The sequence below is a fragment of the Amycolatopsis lexingtonensis genome (assembly GCF_014873755.1).
GTDB classification, from domain to species: Bacteria; Actinomycetota; Actinomycetes; order Mycobacteriales; family Pseudonocardiaceae; genus Amycolatopsis; species Amycolatopsis lexingtonensis.
In genome coordinates this window covers 8,490,812-8,502,891 of record NZ_JADBEG010000001.1, presented here as the reverse complement: position 1 = coordinate 8,502,891, position 12,080 = coordinate 8,490,812, and the positions used below count along the sequence as shown (strand labels likewise).

The window sequence follows — 12,080 nt, the reverse complement described above, 5'->3', positions numbered from 1 at the left end:
GTGATCCCCGTCACTCCATCAGGTGGACGATCAAGGAACCCTGATGTCGCAATGCGTTCAACCCGTTGTGACACTGGGGAGTCGGTAGACCCGCTCGGCGGTGGTCCGGACCGATTCGGCGACTTCGTGGACAGCTTCGCCCCTGAGCGCCGCGAGGTGACGGACGGTGTAAGCGGCGCCGAACGGCTCGTTCGGCCGTCCACGGAACGGGTGGGGGGTCAGAAACGGCGCGTCGGTCTCGACGAGGTACTGGTCCGCCGGGCACAGCCGGGCCGCCTCGTGGAGGCCCTTCGCGTTCTTGAACGTCACCGTGCCGGCGAAGGAAAGGACATACCCCGCGTCGACGCACTTGCGGGCCATTTCCGCGTCCCCGGAAAAACAATGGAAGATTACGGCATTCGGCGCATTCTCTTCGGCCAGGATGCGCAGCACGTCGTCGTGGGCCTCGCGGTCGTGGATCATCAGCGGCTTGTCCAGCCGCTTGGCGAGGTCGATGTGCCAGCGGAACGCCTCCTGCTGGGCGTCGTGCGGCGAGTAGTCCCAGTAGTAGTCGAGGCCGGTCTCGCCGACGGCGACCACGCGGTCCTGGGCGGCCAGGCGCTCCACTTCGGACTTCTCGGCGTCGCCGAACTCCTTGGTCCGCGTCGGGTGGATGGCCACGGCGGCCCAGACGCGGCGGTCCCAAGTGGCGGCCTCGGTGGCCCAGCGGGCCGAGGCGAGGTCGTCCGCGACCGTGACGACGCGGGCGACGCCGGCGCGCTCGGCGCGGTCGACCATGGCCGTGACATCGGCCGCGGTGACCGCGCCGCACGCGTCGAGATGGGTGTGCGCGTCCACCACCGACACCGGGAGCCGGTCCGGGACCGGCGGCAGCTCGCGCTTCTCTTCACCCATGCGTACTTCTTACTCCTTGATGATCGGCGCCCACTCCGGACCGGTCTCGCCGAGCGCCGGGTCGAGCTTGGTGAACAGCGGCGACGGCTTGGCCAGGGGCTTGCCGACCTCGATCGGCTTCGACTCCCACTTCGCCTGCTCGCCCGCGTAGTCACCGGTCAGGATCGGGTTGACCCGGCCGGCGATGTCGAGGTCGTCGACCTCCTTGAGCTCCGGCTGGGCGGCCCAGACGCCGGTGCCGCCGAGGGCCTCGTGCACCTTCTGCGCCGAGTGCGGCAGGAACGGCGTCAGCAGCGTGTTGGCGTCGGAGACGACCTGCAGCGCGGTGTGCAGCACGGTGTCGCGCCGCGTCGGGTCGTCCTTGAGCTTCCACGGCTCCTGGTCGGAGATGTACTTGTTCGCCGCGGTGACGACCTTCATCGCCTCGCTCGCCGCCAGCTTGAACCGGGACCGGGCCAGGTGCGCGCCCGCGGTGTCGAACGCCTTGCGGGAAAGCGCCTTCAGCTCCTCGTCGGCCGCCGTCGGGGCCTCCGGGCGCGGGATGGCGCCGACGTTCTTGTGCGCCATCGAGATGGACCGGTTGACCAGGTTGCCCCACTCGTTGGCCAGCTCGAAGTTGGTCCGGCGGACGAACTCGTCCCAGGTGAAGTCGGTGTCCTGGGTCTCCGGGCCGGCGACGGTGATGAAGTACCGCAGCGTGTCCGGGCCGAAGTCGCGCAGGAAGTCTTCGACGTAGATGACGCGCCCGCGCGAGGTCGAGAACTTCGAGCCGCTCATGGTGAGGAACTCGCTGGAGACGATCTCGTCCGGCAGGTGCAGCCTGCCGTACTTGCCGGGCTCGCCGCCCTTGTCGCCCTCGCCGTTGTGCCCGAACAGCAGCGCCGGCCAGATCTGGGCGTGGAAGGTGATGTTGTCCTTGCCCATGAAGTAGTACGACCGGGCGTCGGCGTTGTTCCACCACTCCTGCCACGCGTCCGGGTTGCCGGAGCGCCGCGCCCACTCGACGCTGGCCGAGAAGTACCCGATCACCGCGTCGAACCAGACGTAGAACCGCTTCAGCGGCTGGTCGCGCCAGCCGTCGAGGGGGATCTTGACGCCCCAGTCGAGGTCGCGGGTGATCGGCCGGGGCCGCATGTCGTCGATCAGGTTCTTGGTGAAGTTGAGGACGTTCGGGCGCCAGTCGGTCTTGGTGCCCAGCCAGTCGCCGAGGGTCTTGGTGAACGCCGGCAGGTCGAGGAAGTAGTGCTCGGTCTCGACGAACTTCGGCGTCTCGCCGTTGATCCGCGACTTCGGGTTGATCAGCTCCGCGGCGTCGAGCTGGTTGCCGCAGTTGTCGCACTGGTCGCCGCGCGCGCCGTCGTACCCGCAGATCGGGCAGGTGCCCTCGACGTAGCGGTCGGGCAGCGTGCGGCCGGTGGACGGGCTGATCGCCCCGCGCGTGGTCTTCGGCACGACGTAGCCGTTGCGGTGCAGCGCCAGGAAGATCTGCTGCGTCACCTCGGCGTGGTTGCCGGTCGTGGTCCGGGTGAACAGGTCGTAGGAGAGGCCGAGGCCCTGCAGGTCGGTGCCGATCTGGCGGGTGTACTTGTCCGCCGTCTGCTGCGGGGTCGAGTTCTCCTTGTCCGCCTGGACGGTGATCGGGGTGCCGTGTTCGTCGGTGCCGGAGACCATGAGCACCCGGTTGCCGGCCATTCGCTGGTAGCGGGAGAAGACGTCGGACGGGACGCCGAATCCGGACACGTGGCCGATGTGGCGGGGGCCGTTGGCGTAGGGCCAGGCCACCGCGGTCAACACAGGGGTGCTCATACCTTATTAGCCTACGGAGGGCGTCACGCGCTTTGACGAGAGGGAGGCCCGGTTGTCGGCGACACGGTTGCTCGTGCTCGGGGTGGTGCGCATGTACGGCCGCGCGCACGGCTACCAGGTGCGGCGCGAGCTGCTGACCTGGTCGGCGGACAAGTGGGCCAACGTCCAGCCCGGCTCGATCTACCACGCGCTGAAGAAGATGACCGCCGAACGCCTGCTGGAGCAGGTCGACGTCGAGCCGGGCGAGGGCGGTCCGGACCGGATCGCCTACCGGGTCACCGAGGACGGCGACCGGGAGTTCCACCTGCTGCTGGGCACCGCGCTGTCCGATCCCGAGGTCGGGCACCCCGAGCTGTCCGCCGCGATCTCGCTGATGACGGCGCTGCCCCGCAAGCGGGTGATCGGCATGCTGAACCAGCGGCTCGTCCACCTCGAAGCCGAGGTACGGCGGGCGGGCCTGCTCATCGAAGAGGGCTCCGAGTGGGGGCAGCCCGCGCACATCGCCGAGCTGTTCGGCCTCTGGGCCCAGATCTCGGCGGCGAGCCTGGACTGGCTCCGGAAGCTGATCGAGCGGCTCGAGGCCGGCGAATACGTGATGGCCGACGACCCGGGCCGCGCCTTCGGCGAACCACCGGCCGAGTAATCAAGTTTGACTAGCGCAGCATCCTTGGGCACAGTGTGCGCCTCAGCTAGTCAAGCTTGACTACCTTCGAGAGGGGATCTCATGATCACGGCACGCGGTCTCGAGCGGCGCTTCCGCCGCAAGGGCCGCACTGGGGGCGAAGTACACGCGGTGAAGGGCGTCGACCTCGACGTCGAAGCGGGCGAGCTGGTCGGGTTCCTCGGGCCGAACGGCGCCGGGAAGACGACCACGCTGCGCATGCTGACCACGCTGCTGAAACCGTCCGCGGGCACCGCGACCGTCGGCGGCCGCGACCTGCTGGCCGACCCGCTCGGCGTGCGCGAGCGCATCGGCTACGTCGCACAGGGCGGCGGCAGCTCGCCGGAGACGAAGGTCACCGACGAGCTGGAACTGCAGGGGCGGCTCTACCGGATGAGCAAGGCCGACGCCGTCGCGCGCGGGGCCGAGCTCGCCGAGCAGCTGGACCTGACCGGGCTGGACCAGCGGCTGACCAAGACGCTGTCGGGCGGCCAGCGGCGGCGGCTCGACATCGCGCTCGGGCTGATCCACTCGCCCGGGCTCATCTTCCTCGACGAGCCGTCGACCGGGCTCGACCCGCAGAGCCGCGCCAACCTGTGGGACCACATCCGCCGGCTGCGCGCCGAGCAGGGCGTCACCGTCTTCCTCACGACCCACTACCTCGACGAGGCCGACGCGCTGTCGGACCGGCTGATCGTCATCGACGATGGCCGGATCGTCGCCGAGGGCACGCCGGACGCGCTCAAGGCCCGGGTCAACGGCGACCGCGTCGAAGTCGGCGTCGACCCGGAGCAGGGCGCCGACGCCGCCGAAATCGCTGGGCGGCTCTCAGGCGCGCACGAGCTGTCCGCCGACGGCGGGGTCGTCCGGTTCCGGGTGCCGCGCGGCGACGTCGCGCTGCCCGAGCTGCTGCGCGCGCTGGACACGAAGAGCATCCCGATGCGGTCGGTCCAGGTGCACCGGCCCACGCTCGACGACGTTTTCCTGACCCTGACCGGGCGCTCGCTGCGCGAAGCGGAGGAGGGCACCCGTGCTGCGTGACACCTGGCTGATCTTCCGCCGCGACATGAAGGCGGCGCTGCGCAACCCGACCTGGGTCGTGATCGGGATCATGCAGCCGCTGCTGTACCTGTTCCTGTTCGGGCCGCTGATGGTGAAGGCGGTGCGGGCCCAGGGCCTGTCCGAAGTGGACGGCTGGATGCTGCTCACCCCGGCGCTGATCGCCCAGCTGGCGCTGTTCGGCAGCTCGTTCGTCGGGTTCGGGCTGCTGGCCGACTACCGCTCCGGCGTCGTCGAGCGGTTCCGGGTGACCCCGGTCAGCCGCGCCGCGCTGCTGCTGGGCAAGGTGCTGGCCAACGCGCTGCAGGCCGTCGTCCAGTCGCTGCTGATCATCGCGCTGGCGTACCTGGCGTTCGACCTCGACGCCCCGGTCGGCGGCGTGCTGCTGAGCCTGGTGATCGTGTTCCTGCTGGCGGTGTCGCTGGCGTCGTGCTCGTACGCGCTGGCGCTGACGTTGAAGAGCGAGGAGACGTTCCCCGCCCTGCTCAACGCCGTGCTCGTCCCGCTGCTGCTGCTTTCCGGGATCCTGCTGCCGATCACGGCAGGCGTCGCGCCGAAGTGGCTCTACACGGTTTCCCAGATCAACCCCTTCCGCCACGTCGTGGACGTCGAGCGGAACACCTTCAAGGGCGACTTCACGATGGACGCGTTGTTCACCGGCAGCGTCGTGGTGCTCGTGATGGCCGTGGTGTCGGTGTGGTGGGGCACCCGCACCTTCCAGAAGGAAAACGCCTGATCAACCGGGCGTGTGTCACTGCGGGTCCGCCTCCGGCGACGTATGGTGTGCTCTCCACCGACGTGCCGGGGGCGGACTGTGACGGAACCGGAGAGCGAACGCGGGATCTCGCTGTCCCACCGGGAGCGGGTGATCGACTGGCACGCCGTCCGCGCGGCGGACACGAAGTTCGTCTCGGTGACGATCAGCGAGAACGTCAACTGGACCAACCTGGCCGCCGAGCAGAGCCTGGCCGGCGCACAGGAGGCTGGCCTGCACGTCGGCGGCCGGCACTACGCCCGCCCCGGCGGGGCGCACGACCAGGCCGAGTTCTTCGTGCGGACGGCAAGCCGGCTCGGCGCGTTCGCGCCCGGGTCGCTGGCGCCGGTCCTGGAGGTGGCGGCGCCGAACGTGGACGACCGGTTCATCAAGTCGTGGATCAAGCACGTCCGGCACGCGGCGCGCATCGAGCGGGTGCTCGTCTACGCCGACCACGACTGTTGGGCGCACCGGCTGCACCCGGACCGCTGGGCCGACAGCGAGGTCGTGCTGTGGCTGATCCGGCACAACGGCATCCCCGGCCGGCCGGGCTGGTTCCACTCGCGGCTCGGCGTGCACCAGCACGCGTACGGCCCGGACGTGCGGGGCGTCGACGGGCCGGTGGAGCAGAACGCCGTCGTGTACCCGTTCACATTGGGTGACCTGCTGCTCTGACGTGTGGTGGTATGTCGCCATGCGCGTGACGAGCAGGCCACTCCGGACGGACGTCACGCCCGCGCGCGCTTTTTCGGTACTTGCTCACCACAACGCTTCCCGCGGGCTGCCGCCGCCCGCGATGCTGTCGGGCGACTGGTTCTCGTCCCAGGCGGTTCTCGCGCCTTCGCTCGCGGTTTCGCCCGGCGATTTCCCCTCCTGCCCGGAGGTCGACGCCCCGCCCGGCGTGATCGGCGGCGGGTGGTTCGGGTACCTGGCCTACGACGCCTCCGGCTCGCTTCCGCCGACCGCGTGGGGCTGGGCGGACCACGTACTGCGGTGGTCCGCATCGGGCACCTGCTACCTGGAGTCCCTGGACGACGGCGGCCCCTCGGTGTCCACATTGGAGTCGCTGCTGGCCGCTTCGCCGCCTTCATTGTCGTGGACGGCCGGGCCGTTGCGGCGTCCGCTGCCGTCGGAGCACCGGGACGCGGTCAAGGCGTGCGTGCACGCGATCGAAGCCGGGGAGCTGTTCCAGGCCAACATCTGCAGCCGGTTCACGGGGTCGTTTTCGGGGTCGTCCGCCGCCTTGTTCGCGGCCGGGGTGTCCTCTTTGGATCCGCGCCGGGCGGCGTTCGTCTCGGGCTCGTGGGGCTCGGTGGTGTCGTTCTCGCCGGAGCTGTTCCTGGCGCGGCACGGGCGTTCGGTGCGCTCGACGCCGATCAAGGGAACGCTCCCCCGCCGCGGGCCCGCCGACGACGGTAACGCGTTGCTGCTGCGCCAGTCCACAAAGGATGTCGCGGAGAACGTGATGATCACGGACCTGGTGCGCAACGACCTCGGCCGGGTGTGCGAGGTGGGGTCGGTGACGGTGCCCTCGCTGCTGAAAGTCCGGCCGGCGCCGGGGGTGTGGCACCTGGACTCGACGGTGACGGGAGTGCTGCGACCGTCCGTTTCGGACGCTTCTCTTTTGGCGGCGACGTTCCCGCCGGGTTCGGTGACGGGCGCGCCGAAGATCCGCGCGCTGGACCTGATCGCGTCGCTGGAACCCTGCGGACGCGGGGTCTACACGGGAGCGATCGGGCTGCTGTCCCCGGCGGCGGGGCTGGAGCTGAACGTGGCGATCCGGACGTTCGAGATCGCCGCCGGCCGGATCGCGCTGGGCGTCGGCGGCGGCATCACGGCGGATTCGGACCCGGAGGCGGAGTGGCAGGAGTGCCTCCACAAGGCGGCACCCCTGGAACGCCTACTTGCCGGGGTCGAGCAGTAGCTTGCCCACGGTCTTGCGGGAGCGCAGGGCCTCGTGCGCGCCGCGGGCGTCCGACAGCGCGTACTCGCCGCCCGGAATCGCCTTGAGCTTGCCCGCGAGGACCAGGTCGAAGAGCTCGGTCAGCGCCGTCCCGAAGACGTTGCCCGGCAGGCGGAAGACGTGCGGCAGCCACATGCCGCTGATGGTGGTGCTGTGGCCCAGGAGGTTGCGCATCTCGACGGGCTTGGGGCTCTCCCGCCCGGCCATGCCGTAGAAGGCGAGCCGGCCGAACGGCGCGAGCGCGGCGATGCTCTGGTCGGTGGTCGTCCCGCCGACCATGTCGAGCACGACGTCCACCCGGCGGCCGTCGTTCGCCTCGACGAGGGTCTGGGTCATGTCTTCGGCACGCGAGTCGACGGCGACGTCGGCCCCGAGTTCGAGCGCGAGGGCGCGCTTCTCGTCGCTGCTGGCGGTGGCGATGACGCGCCCGGCACCCCAGGCCTTGGCGAGCTGCACGGCGACGGTCCCGACCCCGCCCGCGGCCGCGTGCACGACGACCGAGTCGCCTGGCTCGAGGTGGGCGTTCTTGCGGAGCAGAACCCAGGCGGTGGTGCCCTGGACCAGCATGGACAGCGCGGTGAGGTCGTCGATGCCGTCGGGCACGGGGAAGGTGGTCGCCTCGGGCGCGACGGCCTTCTCGGCGTACCCGCCGCCACCGTTGAGCAGGGCGACGACCCGCTTGCCCCCGCTGGTTCCCACCACCTCACCACCGGGGACGAGCGGCAGCTTCGACGGCGCGAGGTAGGAGTTCTCGGCCTGGTGGGTGTCGGCGTAGTTGACGCCGATGCGCTCGACGTCGATGAGCACCTCACCGGGGCCGGCCACGGGATCGGGCAGCTCGACGGGGGTGAGCACCTCGGGTCCGCCGAACTCGGTCACCTGCACTGCGCGCATCTGCGTTTCCCTTCCCGTGGTGGCTGTGAGACATTCTGGCATATGTCTCAGGAGTTCGAGCGGGCGCGCGAGTGGTTCCTGTCCGGCAGGCGGGTCGACATGGGCGAACTGGCGGAGGCGCTGTCCATCAGCCGCGCCACCCTGCACCGCCGGGTGGGCTCCCGCGACCGGCTGCTGGGCGAGATCCTGTGGTCGCTGTCGTCGGCTTCGATCGCCCGCTTGTGGCCGTCGTGCGTGGGCCGCGGCGCGGCGGGGGTGGCGGACTTCGTGAGCGGATATGTCCGGTTCGCGAACGAGTCCCCGCCGTTCCGGGACTTCCTGCGCCGGGAGCCGGAGCGCGCGTTGCGGCTGTTGACGACGCGCGCAAGCGTTTGCCAGCAGCGGACGACGGCGGAGCTGCAGTCGCTTTTGGAGGGTGAGGTCTCGGCGGGACGGCTGGTGCCCCCGCTGCCGGTGCCGGACCTGGCTTACCTGCTGGTGCGGATCGGCGAGTCGTTCGTGTACACGGACGTGATCACCGGAGACGCCCCGGACGCGGCGAAGGCGCACGCCGCGGTCACGGCCCTACTCACCTGAGTTCGGCCGCCTCGGCCCGGGCCGCGCGCGCTTCAGCCGCGGCCTGCTCCCGGTCTTCGCTGAAGAGCAGCAACGGAGCCAGCGCTTCGAGCGCCTCCGCGATCGACACCCGCCAAGCCGCGAAGGCCGCGGTGCCGAGTTCTTCACCGGGCTTCTCGGCACGCACCCGCCGAAGCTCCCTCAGCGCGGCTCGCAGCTCCGGCGTCACTCGGCCTTCCGGGCCGCCAGCACGGCGTCGTAAAGCTCCTTTTTGGACACCCCGGCGGCCTCCGCGACCTCCGCCGCCGCGGACTTCAGGCGCTCCCCCGATGCCACCCGGTCCGCCACCTCCGACACCAGGTCCGCCACCGAAACCGACCGCGGTGCGGCACCCGCGAGGACCACCGTGATCTCCCCTCGCACCCCCTCCGCGGCCCACGCGGCCAAGTCCGGAAGAGACCCCCGCTTCACCTCTTCGTACGTCTTCGTCAACTCGCGGCACACCGCGGCCTGACGAGACGCCCCCAGCACCGAAGCCGCGTCGGAAAGCAGGGACGCCAACCGGTGCGGGGACTCGAAGAACACCACCGTCCGCGGCTCGGACACCAACGACGTCAGCCAGCGCGTCCGCTCGCCCGGCTTCCGCGGTGCGAAACCCTCGAAGCAGAACCGATCGCACGGCAAACCGGACAAAGCGAGCGCCGTGGTCACCGCGGACGGCCCCGGCAAGCACGTCACCGGAATCTCCGAAGCCACACAAGCCGCCACCAGGCGGAAGCCCGGATCGGACACACTGGGCATACCGGCGTCGGTCACCAGCACGACCGTCTCGCCCGCGCGTAACGATTCGAGCAACTTGGGCAGGCGCGCCGTCTCGACGTCCTCGTAGAAGCTCACCACGCGGCCGCGCGGGGTCACCTCCAGCGCGGACGCCAGCGACCGCAGCCGTCGCGTGTCCTCCGCCGCGATGACGTCGGCTTCCGCCAGTGCTTCCGCCAGGCGGGGCGAGGCGTCGCGGACGTCGCCGAGCGGGGTCGCGGCCAAGACGAGCCGGCCGGGAAGCAGGGAGGGACTCACCCGGCCAGCCTAGGCTGATCAGCGGATCCCGACGACGCACGCCCCGCCGCGCCCGTAGGATCGCCCCCGTGACCGCCGTGCTGACCCGTCCCGACGACGAAAGCGTCCGGCCGGACCCGGTCGAGGCGCTCCGGCCGCCGACCGACCGCGAAGTGACCCTGCTCGGCCGCGGCATGCCGACCGACCGGCTGCGCGGCTGGGTCGTCACCCTCGTGCTGACCGTGATCGGCGGGATCGTCCGGCTGCAGAACCTCGGCGTGCCGACCGACAAGGGCAGCCCGGTCTTCGACGAGAAGCACTACGTGCCGCAGGCCTGGCAGGTGCTGCGCAACGGCGGTTACGAGGACAACTACGGCTACGAGCTGGTCGTCCACCCGCCGCTGGCCAAGCAGCTCATCGCGATCGGCGAGTGGCTGTTCGGCTACAACGGCTGGGGCTGGCGGATCATGCCCGCGCTGGCCGGCACGCTGATCGTGCTGCTGACCGTCCGCATCGCCCGGCGGCTCACGCGCTCGACGCTGCTCGGCGCCATCGCCGGCATCCTCGTCATCAGCGACGGCGTGCTCCACCTGCAGTCGCGCATGGGCATGCTGGACATCTTCATCGCGCTGTTCGTGCTCGCCGCGTTCGCCTGCGTGCTCGCCGACCGCGACCAGGTGCGCGAGCGGCTCGCGACCGCCGTCCGCGAAGGCTGGGTCAACGAATCAGTCTGGGGCCCGAAGCTCGGGTTCCGCTGGTGGCGGTTCGGGACCGGCCTGATGATCGGGCTGACCTTCGGCGTCAAGTGGTCGGCGCTGTACTACATCGTCGCGTTCGGTCTGCTGACCGTCTTCTTCGACGTCGCGGCGCGGCGTGCGGCCGGCGTCGAGCGGCCCTGGCTGGGCACGATCCGCCGGGACGTGCTGCCCGCGCTGTGGGCGATCCTGGTCATCCCGTTCCTCATGTACTTCGCCGCGTACTGGGCGTGGTTCGCCAGCGAAACGGCCACCGACCGGCACTACACGGAGATCAAGGACATCGCGCCGGGCTTCTTCGCCTGGGTCCCGCCGGCGCTGCGCTCGCTCGCCGACTACACCGGGAACGTCCTGCACTTCCACGAAACGCTGGTCACGCCCAAGGACAACCCGCACCCGTGGGAGTCGAAGCCGTGGACGTGGCCGATGGGCCTGCGCCCGATGCTCTACAGCTACAACGGCGAGGTCACCGGCTGCGGCGAAGCCCGCTGCATCAGCGCGACGATGCTGATCGGCACGCCCGCGATGTGGTGGGCGGCGATCCCGATGCTCGGCTGGGCGGCCTGGCGCTCGATCTTCCGCGCTGACTGGCGCTACGCCGCCGTGCTGGTCGGCTACCTCGGCGGGTACGTCTTCTGGTACACCAACATCGACCGCCAGATGTACTTCTTCTACGCGACGCCGCTGGCCGCGTTCCTGGTGCTGGGCTTGACGTTGTGCCTCGGCCAGATCCTGGGCAGCGCGCGGCGCGGGTTCGAGAGACGCGGGACCGGCCTGCTCGTCGTGTCGCTGTACGTCGGGCTGGTGGTGGCCAACTTCGCCTGGCTGTGGCCGATCCTGAACGGCATCGCGATCACGAACGGCCAGTGGGAAGCCGAGCGCTGGCTGCCCTCCTGGCGGTAGTCACCCCGCGAAGTAGGCGCCCGGCGTGACCCCGACGGCCCGCCGGAAAGCCGCGACGAACGCGCTCGCCGAGCTGTAGCCCACGCGGTACGCGACCGTCTCCAGCGGGGTGCCCTGGGCCAGCAGCGGCAGCGACGCACGCAGCCGCACCTGCGTGCGCCACGTGCCGAACGGCATCCGGCCTTCGTGGGCGAACACCCGCGCCAGCGTCCGTTCCGACGCGCCGACCGCCCGGCCGAACTCCGCGAGCGTGCGGGGGTCCGCCGGGTTCGCCAGCAGGGCGCGCTCGACGTCGCGAGCGCGTGGGTCGGTGAGCGCGGGCACCGCGATCGGCACCACGTCGAGCGGCTCCAGCAGGTCGAACGCCACCGCCTCGGCCCGCACCCGCGCGTCCGGCGCGACGCCTTCGCCGGTCAGGTACTCCAGGAGCTCGCGCAGCAGCGGCCGGACGACGACCATCCGCGGCGACGGCCACGACACCGGCGACAGCGCCGGGTCGGCGTAGATGCCGCGCAGCGCCGCCCGGCCGAGCGCACCCGTGCGGTGCCGGACGCCCGCCGGCATCCACAGCGCGCGCGTCGGCGGCAGCACCCAGCCCGCGTCCCCGGACTTGACCGCGACGACCCCGCGCGCGGACCAGACCAGCTGGTGCGCGGGGTGTTCGTGCCAGGGGAACCAGGTGCCGGCGGGCAGGTCGAACTCGCCGAGCAGCATGGCTTGGCCGGTTGGCGACATGACGTGACACGGTATCGGCTTCCGGCCACCGGCGCGCCGAAATAG

13 protein-coding genes are annotated in these 12,080 nt (G+C 70.7%); 7 read left to right on the top strand and 6 right to left on the bottom strand.

What is annotated here, in order from left to right:
• Positions 1-57: 57 nt before the first annotated feature.
• The gene (locus H4696_RS39615; RefSeq protein WP_086860547.1) at positions 58-894 is read right to left on the bottom strand and encodes a TatD family hydrolase; all 837 of its coding nucleotides are present in this window, start codon (positions 892-894) and stop codon (positions 58-60) included.
• Between the two features lie 9 nt (positions 895-903).
• On the bottom strand, positions 904-2,700 hold the full coding sequence (metG, locus tag H4696_RS39610) for a methionine--tRNA ligase (protein WP_169734995.1): 1,797 nt from the start codon (positions 2,698-2,700) through the stop codon (positions 904-906).
• A 52-nt stretch (positions 2,701-2,752) separates the two neighbouring features.
• On the opposite strand from metG, the gene H4696_RS39605 reads away from it, so the two are divergent.
• The 5 genes from H4696_RS39605 to H4696_RS39585 all read left to right on the top strand — a co-directional run bounded on the left by H4696_RS39605 (position 2,753) and on the right by H4696_RS39585 (position 7,098).
• The gene (locus tag H4696_RS39605; protein WP_086860550.1) at positions 2,753-3,343 is read left to right on the top strand and encodes a PadR family transcriptional regulator; all 591 of its coding nucleotides are present in this window, start codon (positions 2,753-2,755) and stop codon (positions 3,341-3,343) included.
• 81 nt (positions 3,344-3,424) lie between these two features.
• Positions 3,425-4,402, top strand: coding sequence for an ATP-binding cassette domain-containing protein (locus H4696_RS39600; RefSeq protein WP_086860552.1), 978 nt, complete (start codon positions 3,425-3,427; stop codon positions 4,400-4,402).
• Complete coding sequence (locus H4696_RS39595; protein WP_086860554.1) at positions 4,392-5,156, top strand: ABC transporter permease; 765 nt, start codon at positions 4,392-4,394, stop codon at positions 5,154-5,156. The genes H4696_RS39600 and H4696_RS39595 overlap by 11 nt, the downstream gene beginning before the upstream one ends.
• 78 nt (positions 5,157-5,234) lie before the next feature.
• Positions 5,235-5,849, top strand: a complete 615-nt coding sequence (locus tag H4696_RS39590; RefSeq protein WP_086860556.1) for a glycoside hydrolase family 25 protein — start codon at positions 5,235-5,237, stop codon at positions 5,847-5,849.
• Positions 5,850-5,868: 19 nt separating this feature from the next.
• Positions 5,869-7,098, top strand: a complete 1,230-nt coding sequence (locus H4696_RS39585; protein WP_086860558.1) for an aminodeoxychorismate synthase component I — start codon at positions 5,869-5,871, stop codon at positions 7,096-7,098.
• Here H4696_RS39585 and H4696_RS39580 read toward each other — a convergent pair.
• On the bottom strand, positions 7,075-8,031 hold the full coding sequence (locus H4696_RS39580; RefSeq protein ID WP_086860560.1) for a quinone oxidoreductase family protein: 957 nt from the start codon (positions 8,029-8,031) through the stop codon (positions 7,075-7,077). The genes H4696_RS39585 and H4696_RS39580 overlap by 24 nt on opposite strands.
• A 42-nt stretch (positions 8,032-8,073) precedes the next feature.
• Between H4696_RS39580 and H4696_RS39575 the strand changes: the two genes are divergently transcribed.
• On the top strand, positions 8,074-8,607 hold the full coding sequence (locus H4696_RS39575) for a QsdR family transcriptional regulator (protein WP_086860562.1): 534 nt from the start codon (positions 8,074-8,076) through the stop codon (positions 8,605-8,607).
• On the opposite strand, the gene H4696_RS39570 is transcribed toward H4696_RS39575, so the two are convergent.
• Both H4696_RS39570 and rsmI read right to left on the bottom strand, forming a co-directional pair.
• On the bottom strand, positions 8,600-8,773 hold the full coding sequence (locus H4696_RS39570; protein ID WP_158104311.1) for a hypothetical protein: 174 nt from the start codon (positions 8,771-8,773) through the stop codon (positions 8,600-8,602). The two genes, H4696_RS39575 and H4696_RS39570, sit on opposite strands and share 8 nt — an antisense overlap.
• Before the next feature lie 38 nt (positions 8,774-8,811).
• A complete protein-coding gene (rsmI, locus tag H4696_RS39565) occupies positions 8,812-9,651 on the bottom strand; it encodes a 16S rRNA (cytidine(1402)-2'-O)-methyltransferase (RefSeq protein WP_086860574.1) in 840 nt (279 codons plus the stop codon).
• Positions 9,652-9,731: 80 nt separating this feature from the next.
• On the opposite strand from rsmI, the gene H4696_RS39560 reads away from it, so the two are divergent.
• Positions 9,732-11,300 (top strand): dolichyl-phosphate-mannose--protein mannosyltransferase, encoded by a 1,569-nt coding sequence (locus H4696_RS39560; protein WP_086860566.1) that lies wholly within the window; start codon positions 9,732-9,734, stop codon positions 11,298-11,300.
• On the opposite strand, the gene H4696_RS39555 is transcribed toward H4696_RS39560, so the two are convergent.
• On the bottom strand, positions 11,301-12,014 hold the full coding sequence (locus tag H4696_RS39555) for an AraC family transcriptional regulator (protein ID WP_086860568.1): 714 nt from the start codon (positions 12,012-12,014) through the stop codon (positions 11,301-11,303).
• Between the last annotated feature and the right edge of the window lie 66 nt (positions 12,015-12,080).